Here is a 12,568-nt window from a genome sequence, read left to right as displayed (position 1 = left end):
GCGCGGTGTCGATTCCGGTGTCTCCCGTTCGACGCAGGGTTGAGAGGCAGGGGGGACAGGCCCCCGCCGGTACCCGAGGAGTCACCATGCCGCGCTTTCTGACGATGATCCGTATCGACGAGAACTCCGTGCCCGCCGAGGGCCTGGGGCCCGAGTTCGAGGAGCGCATGGGCGCGCTGTTCGAGGAGATCACCAAGGCCGGGGTCATGCTGGACACGGCCGGTCTCAAGCCGACCTCCGAAGGCACCAGGGTCACCTGGTCCGGCGGCAAGACCGGGTACACCGACGGGCCGTTCACCGAGACCAAGGAGGTCATCGGCGGGTACTCGATCATCCAGGCCAAGGACAAGGCCGAGGCGCTGGAGTGGGCCAAGCGGTTCGTGGAGATCCACCCGGACCACTTCACGATCGCCGCCGAGGTCCGCGAGATCGCCGAGGACTGACGGCCGGTTGCTCTCCATCCCGGTGGCTGCTGTGATGAGTGGCCGTGACGGGAACAAGGGCGACCGACACGGTCGAGACGGTGTTCAGGATCGAGTCCGCGCGGATCATCGCCGGTGTCACGCGCATTGTGCGCGACGTCGGCATCGCCGAGGAACTGGCGCAGGACGCCCTGGTCGCCGCGCTGGAGCAGTGGCCGGAGTCGGGTGTCCCGGACAACCCGGGCGCCTGGCTCATGGCCACCGCCAAGCACCGCGCCGTCGATCTCGTACGCCGACGGGAGCGGTACGCGCGCAAGCTCGCGGAGATGGGGCGGGACCTGGAGTCCGCGCCCCAGGGCGTCGACGACCCGGCCGACATCGACCCGTACGCCGACGACATCGACGACGACCTGCTGCGGCTGGTCTTCACCGCCTGCCACCCGGTGCTCTCCGCCGAGGCGCGGATCGCCCTCACCCTGAAGCTCCTCGGGGGCCTGAGCACGCCGGAGATCGCCCGTGCGTTCCTGGCACCCGAGGCGACCGTCGCCCAGCGGATCGTCCGCGCCAAGCGGACGCTCGCCACGAAGAACGTCGCCTTCGAGGTGCCGTACGGGCCGGACCGTGAGGCCCGGCTCGACTCCGTACTGGAGGTCATCTACCTGATCTTCAACGAGGGGTACGCGGCGACCGAGGGGGACGACTGGCTGCGGCCCGGGCTGTGCGAGGACGCGCTGCGCCTCGCCCGCGTGCTCGCCGGGCTGATGCCCAAGGAGCCCGAAGTGCACGGCCTGGCCGCGCTGCTGGAACTCCAGGCCGCGCGCTCGGGCGCCCGTACCGGGCCTGCGGGCGAGCCGGTGCTGCTCGCGGACCAGAACCGGGCGCGCTGGGACCGCCTGCTGATCCGCCGCGGCTTCGCGGCACTCGCCCGCGCCGAGTCCGTGGCGTCCGGTGCCCACGGCCCGTACGTCCTGCAGGCCGCCATCGCCGCCTGCCACGCCCACGCGCACACCTACGCGGACACCGACTGGCAGCAGATCGCCGCCCTGTACGACCTTCTCGCCACCCGCGCCCCGTCGCCGGTCGTGGAGCTCAACCGTGCGGTCGCCGTGTCCATGGCCTACGGACCCGAGCGCGCACTGCTCCTGGTGGAGACCCTGGCCGCGGAACCCGCCCTACGCGACTACCACCTGCTGTTCAGTGTCCGCGGCGACCTGCTGTCCCGGCTGGGCCGCCGGGACGAGGCCCGCGCGGACTTCGCGCACGCGGCGTCCCTGACCCGCAACGAGCGGGAGCGGGCGCTGTTGCTGGGGCGCGCGGCCGAGTGCGGGGCGCGCCCTGGCGGGCAGTCGGGGCGAACCTGAGGGCGTGGTTCGAACGGGGGTGCCGTCTATTCTGAAATGGCGGGCGTGCCGCGCAGAGGGGAAGGGGCGGCTGATGGGCTGGTTCTGGGTGGTGCTCATCATCTTCTGGACGGGCGGCTTCGCGTGGGCCGCTGACAACGTCCGTACGGCGCTGCGTCATCGGCATGAGCGCAAGCTGGAGCTGATGGAAGCGGCGAAGCAGGAGCGGCTGGCGGTCGAGGCGGCGCACAAGCCGCCGGAGCCGGTGTGCGGGTGCACCCATCACCTGGCCAAGCACGACAAGCAGGGCCGGTGCCATGAGCGGGTCGAGCTGGCGACGGACTGGGACGAGAACAAGAAGCCGGTCCGCTTCGAGGCGGGACAGTGCAACTGCCAGCAGTACGTGGGGCCGCAGCCGCTGTCCCAGGTGTTCGCGGAGGAGCTGACCGACCGGGGGGAACTTGGGGAACTAGGCGGTGGCTGGGGCTCCGATGAGCATGGTGGGGGCGTCGGCGACCCTGGTCAGGAAGACCGTCGCTGACCGCTTGCCCTGGAGCTTCATTTTGCGGCGGAGTTCCTCCGGTTCCACGGCTGAGCCGCGCTTCTTCACCGTCAGGACGCCGACCTCGCGCTCGCGCAACAGGGCCTTGAGCTTCTTCACGTTGAACGGCAGCTGATCGGTGATCTCGTAGGCGGTGGCGAACGGGGTCGGGTGCAGCGTGTCGCTCGTGACGTACGCGATCATCGGGTCGATGAGCCCCCCGGCGACCTGCCGGGCGACCTCGGCGACCAGGTGTGCGCGGATGACGGCACCGTCGGGCTCGTAGAGGTAGCGGCCCACGGGACGGGGTTCGGGGTCGGGCAGCATCGCGGCCAGGGGTGCGTGCAGCGTCGCGCCGCTCGGGAGGAGGGTGGCGCGCATCGACGCGGGCTGCGGGGCGGTGCCGCTGCCGGACTCGCCCGTGGACTCACTTCCGAACCAGAGCACGGCCTCCTTCACATCGCCGCCGTCTGAGATCCACTCCGCCTCGGCGTCCTCGGGTACCGCCTCGTGCGGGATACCGGGGGCGATCTTCAGCGCGGCGCGCGGGGCCTTGCGGGCGGCCTCGACCGCCCAGGACAGGGGCGGGGAGTACGCCTCCGGGTCGAAGATACGGCCGCGTCCGCCCCTGCGCGCCGGGTCCACGAAGACCGCGTCGTACGCCGTCGTGTCCACGTCCGTGACATCCGCGTGGCGCACCTCGATCAGCGCGTCCAGGCCGAGCGCCGCCGCGTTGGCGCGGGCCACCTCGCCGGTCAGCGGGGACCGGTCCACGGCCAGTACGGCGATCCCGGCGCGGGCGAGCGCGATCGCGTCGCCGCCGATGCCGCAGCAGAGGTCCGCCACACTCCGTACGCCCAGCGCGTGGAAGCGCTCCGCGCGGTACGTGGCGACCGCCGTCCTGGTCGCCTGCTCGACGCCGTTCGGTGTGAAGTACATCCGCCGCGCGTCGTCCACGCCGAACTTCGCGGCCGCCCGCTGCCGCAGCCGCGCCTGCCCCAGCGCGGCGGAGACCAGCTCGGCCGGGTGGTCGCGGCGCAGCCGGGTGGCGAGCGCCAGCTCCTGCGCGGGGTCGTGGTCGCGCAGCTCGGCGAGCAGCGCCTGGCCCTCGTCGGTGCGCAGGGCGGCGAAGGCGGCGAGATCGGGGTCGAGGCCGGAGTCGAGGTCGTTCACCCGGCCATTGTCGGCCAGTCGGTGGATCGTGCGCGCCGGGCGGCGGTGCCTGACCGTCGGCGGTGCGGTGCGCTGACAGGATCCGACGCCATGCGAACAGGACTAGTGCGACAAAAGGAAAATAGCTCCGGGAGGTGGGGTGTGCGGGTTAGGGCGGGGCTGGCCGTCCTCACCGCGGCCGCCATCGCCTCGGGCTGCGCCTCCGGCGAGTCGGCGAAGGCCCCGGTCGAGCCCGCCCCCGGTCAGCAGCAGGCGGAACGGGCCAAGCAGGCCAAGAAGCGCGCCGCCGAACAGCGGGCCGCGAAGGTGGCCGCGGTCAAGCGCTGGGGCCTGGCCAAGATGCCGCTGACCCCGCCCAAGCCGCCCGCCAAGAAGCCGTCGATCAGTACCCGCCGGGGCTTCGAGGTCGCCGGGCACAAGAAGCTGCCGCCCGTGTTCACCACCATCCCGACCAAGGACAAGGTCGTCTTCCTGACGATCGACGACGGCGCGGAGAAGGACCCCGAGCTGCTCCGGATGATGAGCGAGCTCAAGATCCCGTACACCGCCTTCCTCAGCGACTACCTGGTGAAGGAGGACTACGGCTACTTCAAGAAGATGCAGGACCGCGGGGTGGTCCTCAACAACCACACCCTCAACCACCGGTATCTGCCCGGGCTCTCCTACGAGCAGCAGAAGCGCGAGATCTGCGGCATGCAGGACGTCATCGAGAAGCGCTACGGCAAGCGGCCCGAGCTCTTCCGCCCGCCGTACGGCAACTACAACGGCGACACCCTGCGGGCCGCCAAGTCCTGCGGCATCAAGGCCGTACCGCTGTGGAACGCCGAGGCCTTCGTGGACCGTATGGACTGGCGCGAGTGGGACCGCGACCTGCACCCCGGCGACATCATCCTCACCCACTTCCGGGGCAAGGAGGACTGGAAGGGCACCATGCCCGACATGATCCGCCAGATGATGAAGACGGTGACCGACAAGGGGTACGCGGTGGCCAGACTGGAGGACTATCTGTGACCCGCCGCGCCGTCCGTCACCTCGACGCCAGAGGGACTCATTGGCACTCCGCTTGACCGAGTGCTAATCGCGGTCATAGTCTCAGGTCTGGCACTCCCCACTGGAGAGTGCCAGTAGCGACGGGCAGGTCCGGCACCCGCGACGACGGATCCACCTGGTCGCCACCCCAGAACAGTTAACCCCGTGAGATCTCCGAAGGGGGAGACCGGACCGTGACGACCACCAGCTCCAAGGTTGCCATCAAGCCGCTTGAGGACCGCATTGTGGTCCAGCCGCTCGACGCCGAGCAGACCACGGCCTCTGGCCTGGTTATTCCGGACACCGCCAAGGAGAAGCCCCAGGAGGGCGTCGTCCTGGCCGTGGGCCCGGGTCGCTTCGAGGACGGCAACCGTCTTCCGCTCGACGTGACCGTCGGCGACGTCGTGCTCTACAGCAAGTACGGCGGCACCGAGGTGAAGTACAACGGCGAGGAGTACCTCGTCCTCTCGGCTCGCGACGTCCTCGCGATCGTCGAGAAGTAGTTCACCAGGGAGTCAGACAGCTCCCGAAGTTGTGTACCGCGCCCCTGGCCCCCGTGAATCCAAGAATCGCCGGGTGGACAGGGGCGCGGTTCTTTTTTGAGAGGACTTGAGACAGCTCCATGGCGAAGATCCTGAAGTTCGACGAGGACGCCCGTCGCGCCCTTGAGCGCGGCGTCAACAAGCTGGCCGACACGGTCAAGGTGACGATCGGCCCCAAGGGCCGCAACGTCGTCATCGACAAGAAGTTCGGCGCCCCCACCATCACCAACGACGGCGTCACCATCGCCCGTGAGGTCGAGGTCGACGACCCGTACGAGAACCTCGGCGCCCAGCTGGTGAAGGAGGTGGCGACCAAGACCAACGACATCGCGGGTGACGGCACCACCACCGCCACCGTGCTCGCCCAGGCCCTGGTCCGCGAGGGCCTGCGCAACGTCGCCGCCGGTGCCTCCCCGGCCGCCCTGAAGAAGGGCATCGACGCCGCGGTCAAGGCCGTCTCCGACGAGCTGCTCGCGACCGCGCGTCCGATCGACTCCAAGGGCGACATCGCCGCCGTCGCCGCGCTGTCCGCCCAGGACAAGCAGATCGGCGAGCTCATCGCCGAGGCCATGGACAAGGTCGGCAAGGACGGTGTCATCACCGTCGAGGAGTCCAACACCTTCGGCGTGGAGCTCGACTTCACCGAGGGCATGGCCTTCGACAAGGGCTACCTGTCGCCGTACATGGTGACCGACCAGGAGCGTATGGAGGCCGTCCTCGACGACCCGTACATCCTGATCCACCAGGGCAAGATCGCCTCGATCCAGGACCTGCTGCCGCTCCTTGAGAAGGTCATCCAGCAGGGTGGCTCCAAGCCGCTGCTGATCATCGCCGAGGACGTCGAGGGCGAGGCGCTCTCCACCCTCGTCGTCAACAAGATCCGCGGCACGTTCAACGCCGTGGCCGTCAAGGCCCCCGGCTTCGGCGACCGCCGCAAGGCGATGCTCGGCGACATGGCCACCCTCACCGGTGCCACGGTCATCGCCGAAGAGGTCGGCCTCAAGCTGGACCAGGCCGGTCTTGACGTGCTGGGCACCGCCCGCCGCGTCACTATCACCAAGGACGACACCACGATCGTGGACGGCGGCGGCAACGCCGAGGACGTCCAGGGCCGCATCGCCCAGATCAAGGCCGAGATCGAGACCACGGACTCCGACTGGGACCGCGAGAAGCTCCAGGAGCGCCTCGCGAAGCTGGCCGGCGGCGTGTGCGTGATCCGCGTCGGTGCCGCCACCGAGGTGGAGCTCAAGGAGAAGAAGCACCGTCTGGAGGACGCCATCTCCGCGACCCGCGCCGCGGTCGAGGAGGGCATCGTCTCCGGTGGTGGCTCCGCTCTGGTGCACGCCGTCAAGGTGCTCGAGGGCAACCTCGGCAAGGAGGGCGACGAGGCCACCGGTGTCGCCGTCGTCCGCCGCGCCGCCGTCGAGCCGCTGCGCTGGATCGCCGAGAACGCCGGCCTCGAGGGCTACGTCATCACCGCCAAGGTCGCCGAGCTCGACAAGGGCAACGGCTTCAACGCCGCGACCGGTGAGTACGGCGACCTGGTCAAGGCCGGCGTCATCGACCCGGTCAAGGTCACCCGCTCCGCCCTGGAGAACGCCGCGTCGATCGCCTCGCTGCTGCTCACGACCGAGACCCTGGTCGTCGAGAAGCCGGCCGAGGACGACGAGGCCGCTGCCGGTGGGCACGGCCACGGCCACGCGCACTGACCTGGTGCGAGCTCTCTGAGCCGAGCTGACGAAGGCCCGGCACCCCTGGAAAAACGCCACGGGGTGCCGGGCCTTCGCGTTGTTCCACGGCTCCTACTGCGGCCCGTACTTGCGGCCCGTACGGGAGCTGATGCCGCCGAGCAGCGCGCGCGGCGTCACCTTCACCACGCCCATCATGGCCTTGTACCGCGGGTCCGGAATCGACAGCGACTTGCCGCGCGCCAGGTCGGCCAGCGCGGTGGTCACCAGCTTGTCCGCGTCCAGCCACATCCAGTTGGGGATGTTGTCCGTGCCCATCCCGGCCCGCTGGTGGAACTCCGTACGTACGAAGCCGGGGCACAGCGCCATCAGCCGCACCCCCGAACCCGCCAGGTCCTTCGCCGCGCCCTGCGTGAACTGCACGACCCACGCCTTGGACGCGCCGTACGTCCCGCGCGGCACGAAGGCCGCCACCGAGGCCACGTTGACGACACCGCCGCGCCCGCGCTCCCGCATCGAGTCGGCGGCCGCCGAGGTCAGCCGGAGCACCGCCTCGCAGTGCACCTTCAGCATCGTCAGCTCGTCGGCCATGGAGACCTCGAGATAGCGGCCCTTGTTGCCGAAGCCCGCGTTGTTGACCAGCAGGTCGACCGGGTTCCTGCGGTCGCCCAGCCGGGTCTCGACGGCCTCGATGCCGTCGTCGGTCGACAGGTCGGCGGTCAGCACCTCGGCCTCGATGCCGTGCCGGTCGTGCAGTTCGGTCGCCTGCTCCTGGAGCCGTTTGGTGTCACGGGCGACCAGCACCAGGTTGTGCCCGTCCGCGGCGAGGCGCCGCGCGAACGCGGCGCCGATGCCTGCGGTCGATCCGGTAATCAGAGCCGTAGTCATGGCCCAAGGCTAGTGTGACGCTCAGTGGTCGTGCTGCCCTTGCTGTCCCCGCGGCGGCGTCCCCGCCCGCTGACCCTTCTCGACGACCACGAACTGGCCCATCATGCCGCCGTCTTCATGCGACAGCAGATGGCAGTGGTACATGTACGGGACATCCGGGTCCGGTGGTCCGTCGAACCGCATCGCGAGCTTCACCGTCGAGCCGTCCGGCACGAAGACGGTGTCCTTGGCGCCGCGCAGTTCGGGCGGCGGGGCCTCGCCGTCCACCTCAAGGACGCGGAACTGCACGTCGTGCACATGGAAGTTGTGCGCCATGCCGTTGCTGTTGCGTACGGTCCAGACCTCCTCGGTGCCCCGGGTGACCGTCTCGTCTATCCGGCCCATGTCCATCTTCCGGCCGTTGATCCCGGACATCTTCAGGTCGAAGTGCCGCCCGCGCGCCGCGTCCTTACCCTCAGGGACCTCAAGCTCGCCCAGCTCGTCGGGGAGTTCGGGGGACGGCCGCAGGGTGTCCTTGGCCCGCAGCTCCAGTACGTCGAACGAGTCGTCGCCCCCGCCGAACCGGGTCGCGAACGAGTCGCCGAGCCGCTGCGGGTAGCTGCGCAGCACGGTCTTCTCGCCCGGCTCCATCCGCACCACGACCTCGGCCCGCTCGCCGGGCGACAGCCGCAGATGGCCGCCCATCCGCACCGGCTTCTCCAGCAGCCCGCCGTCGGTGCCGATCAGCGCGAACTGCCTGCTGTCGGAGAAGCCGAAGGCGTAGGTGCGCGCGGTCGAGGCGTTGAGCAGCCGCAGCCGCACCAGCTCGTCACCGACCTCCTGATACGGGTCGAGGGTGCCGTTGACCAGCGTCTGGTCGCCCAGGAAACCGACGCTCTGCATCATCCCGTGGCCGTGGTCGAACTTCGCGCCGTCGAACTTCACGTCCTGCACGATCACCGGCAGGTCGTCGACGCCGTACCTCTTCGGCAGCGGCAGCTTCGCGGCCTTCGTGCCGTCCTTGTCGTCGAGGATGAACATCCCGGCGAGGCCGCGCTGGACGTGCTTCTCCGTGGCGCCGTGCGGGTGCGGGTGGTACCAGAGCGTCGCGGCGGGCTGGTCGACCTTCCAGCTCGGGGACCAGGTGCCACCGGGCCGCACCATCTGGTGCGGGCCGCCGTCCATCTTCGCGGGCAGGTGCATGCCGTGCCAGTGCACGGTGGACGCCTCGTCCAGGCCGTTGGCTACCCGCACCTTGACCTTCTCGCCGCGTTCGGCGCGCAGGGTCGGGCCCAGGTAGCTGCCGTTGAAGCCCCAGGTCGGGGTTGGCCGCCCGTCCTTGAACTCGGTCTCGCCCGCCTGCATGCGCAGGTCGAAGACCCGGGTGCCGTCGGCGTCGACCGTGGACTTCGCGAGTGGCGGGATGGCCAGCTCGTTGCGGAAGGACACCTTGCCGACGGTGCTGACGTCCGCGCTGGTCCACAGCCACGCGAATCCGCCGCCGACCGCGGCGATCAGTACGCCGACGACCACACCGAGGGTGACCAGCACCCGCTTGAGCCTGCTCGGCCTGTTCCCCGTTTCCCCACCCGTTGGATTCATGCCATCGACGATCCCGTTGGCGGGCGGGGCGCGGCATCGGGCAGTGCCCTGAACCGACCCCGGCCCGCCCCTTACGGGACCCTGGCCCCGACCCCTCAGATGGCAAAGCCTCAGCGCTGTATTCGCGCTGCTCTCCAAGTTTCGCTTATGCTCGACGCATGATCGAGGCCCGTCATCTCCGTGTGCTGCGCGCCGTGGCCGCCACCGGCTCCTTCTCCGCCGCCGCCCGCGAACTGGGCTGCACCCAGCCCGCGGTGAGCCAGCAGATGAAGGCGCTCGAACACTCCACGGGTACCCCGCTGCTGATCCGTACGGGCCGCGAGATGCGCCTCACCCAGGCCGGCGAGGCCCTGGTCCGGCACGCCGCGGGCATCCTCGCCGGGCTGACCGCGGCCGAGGAGGAGGTCGCCGCCATCGCGGGGCTGCGCGCCGGCCGGGTGCGCCTGGTCTCCTTCCCCAGCGGCAGCTCGACACTGGTGCCCACCGCGCTGGCCGCCCTGCGCGCCGCACACCCGGGCACCCGGGTCTCCCTGGTGGAGGCCGAGCCCCCGCGCTCGGTCGAGATGCTGCGCGAGGGGGACTGTGATGTGGCCCTCGCCTTCCGCTACGAGGGCGCGAGCGCGACCGACGACTGGAGCGATCTGGTCGTACGGCCTCTGCTCGCCGACCGCCTGGTCGGCCTGGTCCCCGAGGGGCACCGGCTCGCCGGCGCGAAGACGGTCGCCATCGGGGACCTCGCCGACGAGCCCTGGATCGCGGGCTGCCCGCGCTGCCGCAAGCAGCTGGTGGAGGTCTGCGAGGGAGCGGGCTTCACCCCGCGTATCGACTTCGCGACCGACGACTACCCCGCGGTGATCGGCCTGGTCGGCGCAGGGCTCGGGGTCGCGGTGCTGCCGGAGCTGGCTCTGGAGTCGGTACGTCCCAAGGGTGCCCGCTCGGTGACGGTGGAGCCGGCGGTGCGGCGCGAGATCGTCGCGCTCACGCTTCCCGACCTGGCCCAGGTGCCCGCTGTGGTGGCGACCCTCGACCGGTTGGCGGGTGCGGCGGCGCGCTGAACCAGTGCGGGCGCGCTGGACCAGGGTGCGGCGGCGCGCTGGACCACGGTGCGGCGGCGCGCTGAGTCCGCCCCCGAAGAAAAACGTTCCTCCTCGCAGTCGGTGCGGTGAGGTCAGTGACCGGGTGTGCTCGCGCCCGAGGCGGCGGACGCCGTGACCAGGCGGTGCCGGGCGCGCCCCATGAGTTCTTCGCGCTCGTCTTCGGTGAGTCCACCCCAGACCCCGTACGGTTCGCGGACCGCCAGCGCGTGCGCGGCGCACTGCGCGCGGACCGGGCATCTCATACAGACCTCTTTGGCTGAGGTCTCGCGTGCGCTGCGCGCCGCGCCCCGCTCGCCTTCCGGGTGGAAGAAGAGCGAGCTGTCGACCCCGCGGCAGGCGGCCAGGAGCTGCCAGTCCCACAGATCTGCGTTCGGTCCGGGAAGGCGGGAGAAATCTGCCATTGCGTGTCCCCTTGCAACCGTGGTGAGCGGGTTCAGTGCTCGATGACCGTACATCTACTGTCCTAGTAGATGAAAATATGATCCATGGTGAATCTAGCTAGAGACACCAATGAAAGGGAAGAAAATCCGCTAAATGGGGCATCGCTCCAGGCGAACCTTCGGTGACCTGCGGTGCCTGTCCCGTGTCTGCGCCCTCACGTAGAGTGTCGAAGGGGGTCGACGGACCCGTAACTCTTTCGAGTGACCGTCGTTGAGAGTGCGAGGCGGTTGAGAACTCAAGCTCTCGGGCAGGTGTCCGAGGGCGTCAATCGCACAGGTGACGATTCGTACCCAGCCTGGAGGCTCAAGGTGACGCGCATCAGCTGCGGAGGGCGGCCATGACATCCGTCCTCGTCTGCGACGACTCCCCGCTTGCCCGAGAGGCGCTCCGCCGTGCGGTCGCGACCGTTCCCGGCGTCGAGCGTGTCACGACGGCGGCCAACGGCGAGGAAGTCCTCCGCCGCTGGGGTGCCGACCGCTCGGACCTGATTCTGATGGACGTACGCATGCCGGGTCTCGGGGGTGTCGAGACCGTCCGCCGACTGCTCTCCGCCGACCCCGGCGCCCGGATCATCATGCTCACGGTCGCCGAGGACCTGGACGGCGTCGCGCTCGCGGTCGCCGCCGGTGCCCGCGGCTATCTGCACAAGGACGCCTCGCGCGCCGAACTGCGGGCGACCGTCACCCAGGCGCTCGCCGACCCGACCTGGCGGCTCGCCCCGCGCAGACTGCGCTCGGCCGAGATGGGTGCCGCGCCGACCCTCACCGCGCGTGAGATCCAGGTGCTCGAAGGCATGAGCCACGGCCGGTCGAACGCCGAGATCGGGCGCGAGCTGTTCCTCTCCGAGGACACCGTCAAGACCCACGCCAGGCGGCTCTTCAAGAAGCTCGGCGCCTCGGACCGCGCGCACGCCGTCGCGCTCGGTTTCCGCTGGGGCCTGGTCCGCTGAGACCGCGCCGCCGCGGGGATTCCGCGCGCCGTTCTGGTCCCGTCCGCCCTGGTGCGGACGGGGCGGCGGGTGCGTGGAAGTGCTCCTCGCGGTGGTGGCTTACGCCGTTTCCCGCGCGATGCCGCATCCTTGGAGTGTGGAGTTCCTCGGGGACGAGTCGATCGAGCGGGAGGGGAGGGCGCAGGAGATGAGTTCCGGCGCACCTGCTCATAACGCTTCAGTGCACAACTATGGGCGCGGTGTCACGGATCGGTCGGAGCCAAGGCACCATGGACCGATGCGTGATGACGAGACGACGGCGATTGGTGCCCTCGTCCATCGCGCCGTCGAAGGCGACCAGCAGGCCACCCACGACCTGTTGGCCCATGTACACCCCCTCGCGCTGCGCTACTGCCGCACCCGGTTGTCCCGCCTTCCGGGTGACGCGCGGCACTTCGTGGAGGATCTGGCCCAGGAAGTCTGTGTCGCCGTCCTGCTCGCGCTGCCGCGCTACAAGGACACCGGCCGCCCCTTCGAGGCCTTCGTCTTCGCCATCGCCGGGCACAAGGTCGCCGACCTGCAGCGGGCCGCGATGCGCCACCCCGGCTCCACCGCGGTGCCCTCGGACGAGATGCCCGAGCGGCCCGACGACTCGCTCGGCCCCGAGGAGCGGGCGCTGCTCAGCAGCGACGCCGAGTGGGCCAAGAAACTCCTCGCCAACCTGCCCCAGACCCAGCGCGAGTTGCTCCTGCTGCGGATCGCCGTCGGGCTCACGGCCGAGGAGACCGGCCAGATGCTGGGGATGTCACCGGGCGCCGTCCGGGTCGCCCAGCACCGGGCACTGAGCAGGCTGCGGGCCCTCGCCGAGCAGTGACCACCCCGGTCCGCCTGGCCGCAC

13 protein-coding genes are annotated in these 12,568 nt (G+C 70.2%); 9 read left to right on the top strand and 4 right to left on the bottom strand.

What is annotated here, in order from left to right; translation table 11 throughout:
• The first annotated feature begins 86 nt into the window (after window positions 1–86).
• From U9R90_RS13450 to U9R90_RS13440, 3 genes are all read left to right on the top strand, one after another.
• Window positions 87–443 carry a YciI family protein gene (locus U9R90_RS13450; protein WP_411056681.1) on the top strand — a complete coding sequence of 119 codons (357 nt, stop codon included), beginning with the start codon at window positions 87–89 and terminating at the stop codon, window positions 441–443.
• A 44-nt stretch (window positions 444–487) separates the two neighbouring features.
• Window positions 488–1,783, top strand: coding sequence for an RNA polymerase sigma factor (locus tag U9R90_RS13445; protein ID WP_411056680.1), 1,296 nt, complete (start codon window positions 488–490; stop codon window positions 1,781–1,783).
• 73 nt (window positions 1,784–1,856) lie between these two features.
• On the top strand, window positions 1,857–2,303 hold the full coding sequence (locus tag U9R90_RS13440) for a hypothetical protein (RefSeq protein WP_411056679.1): 447 nt from the start codon (window positions 1,857–1,859) through the stop codon (window positions 2,301–2,303).
• On the opposite strand, the gene U9R90_RS13435 is transcribed toward U9R90_RS13440, so the two are convergent.
• The gene (locus U9R90_RS13435) at window positions 2,232–3,476 is read right to left on the bottom strand and encodes a THUMP-like domain-containing protein (RefSeq protein ID WP_411056678.1); all 1,245 of its coding nucleotides are present in this window, start codon (window positions 3,474–3,476) and stop codon (window positions 2,232–2,234) included. The two genes, U9R90_RS13440 and U9R90_RS13435, sit on opposite strands and share 72 nt — an antisense overlap.
• A gap of 90 nt (window positions 3,477–3,566) precedes the next feature.
• Here U9R90_RS13435 and U9R90_RS13430 point away from each other — a divergent pair, with 90 nt between their 5' ends.
• The 3 genes from U9R90_RS13430 (at window position 3,567) to groL (ending at window position 6,756) form a co-directional block, all read left to right on the top strand.
• Complete coding sequence (locus U9R90_RS13430; RefSeq protein WP_411057731.1) at window positions 3,567–4,487, top strand: polysaccharide deacetylase family protein; 921 nt, start codon at window positions 3,567–3,569, stop codon at window positions 4,485–4,487.
• A 212-nt stretch (window positions 4,488–4,699) separates the two neighbouring features.
• The gene (gene groES, locus U9R90_RS13425; RefSeq protein WP_055418319.1) at window positions 4,700–5,008 is read left to right on the top strand and encodes a co-chaperone GroES; all 309 of its coding nucleotides are present in this window, start codon (window positions 4,700–4,702) and stop codon (window positions 5,006–5,008) included.
• A 119-nt stretch (window positions 5,009–5,127) separates the two neighbouring features.
• Window positions 5,128–6,756: a chaperonin GroEL gene (groL, locus tag U9R90_RS13420; RefSeq protein WP_411056677.1), complete on the top strand. Its 1,629-nt coding sequence runs from the start codon at window positions 5,128–5,130 to the stop codon at window positions 6,754–6,756.
• A 93-nt stretch (window positions 6,757–6,849) separates the two neighbouring features.
• Here the strand turns inward: groL and U9R90_RS13415 are convergent, their stop codons facing one another.
• Together U9R90_RS13415 and U9R90_RS13410 are read right to left on the bottom strand one after the other, a co-directional pair.
• Window positions 6,850–7,623 (bottom strand): SDR family NAD(P)-dependent oxidoreductase, encoded by a 774-nt coding sequence (locus tag U9R90_RS13415; RefSeq protein ID WP_411056676.1) that lies wholly within the window; start codon window positions 7,621–7,623, stop codon window positions 6,850–6,852.
• A 21-nt stretch (window positions 7,624–7,644) separates the two neighbouring features.
• Window positions 7,645–9,204, bottom strand: coding sequence for a multicopper oxidase family protein (locus U9R90_RS13410; protein WP_411056675.1), 1,560 nt, complete (start codon window positions 9,202–9,204; stop codon window positions 7,645–7,647).
• 158 nt (window positions 9,205–9,362) lie between these two features.
• Between U9R90_RS13410 and U9R90_RS13405 the strand changes: the two genes are divergently transcribed.
• Window positions 9,363–10,259 carry a LysR family transcriptional regulator gene (locus tag U9R90_RS13405; RefSeq protein WP_411056674.1) on the top strand — a complete coding sequence of 299 codons (897 nt, stop codon included), beginning with the start codon at window positions 9,363–9,365 and terminating at the stop codon, window positions 10,257–10,259.
• 113 nt (window positions 10,260–10,372) lie between these two features.
• Here the strand turns inward: U9R90_RS13405 and U9R90_RS13400 are convergent, their stop codons facing one another.
• The gene (locus tag U9R90_RS13400; RefSeq protein ID WP_411056673.1) at window positions 10,373–10,702 is read right to left on the bottom strand and encodes a WhiB family transcriptional regulator; all 330 of its coding nucleotides are present in this window, start codon (window positions 10,700–10,702) and stop codon (window positions 10,373–10,375) included.
• Window positions 10,703–11,079: 377 nt separating this feature from the next.
• Between U9R90_RS13400 and U9R90_RS13395 the strand changes: the two genes are divergently transcribed.
• Together U9R90_RS13395 and U9R90_RS13390 are read left to right on the top strand one after the other, a co-directional pair.
• A complete protein-coding gene (locus tag U9R90_RS13395) occupies window positions 11,080–11,691 on the top strand; it encodes a response regulator transcription factor (RefSeq protein WP_003948568.1) in 612 nt (203 codons plus the stop codon).
• Window positions 11,692–11,968: 277 nt separating this feature from the next.
• Entirely contained in the window at window positions 11,969–12,544 is a 576-nt protein-coding gene (locus U9R90_RS13390) for a sigma-70 family RNA polymerase sigma factor (RefSeq protein ID WP_411056672.1), read from the top strand.
• Window positions 12,545–12,568: the final 24 nt, after the last annotated feature.

Origin of the sequence: Streptomyces sp. E11-3 (assembly GCF_046540415.1) — a bacterium.
Classification (GTDB): domain Bacteria; phylum Actinomycetota; class Actinomycetes; order Streptomycetales; family Streptomycetaceae; genus Streptomyces.
Note: the sequence above shows the minus strand (reverse complement) of the source record. Positions and strands in the feature narration are given on the sequence as shown.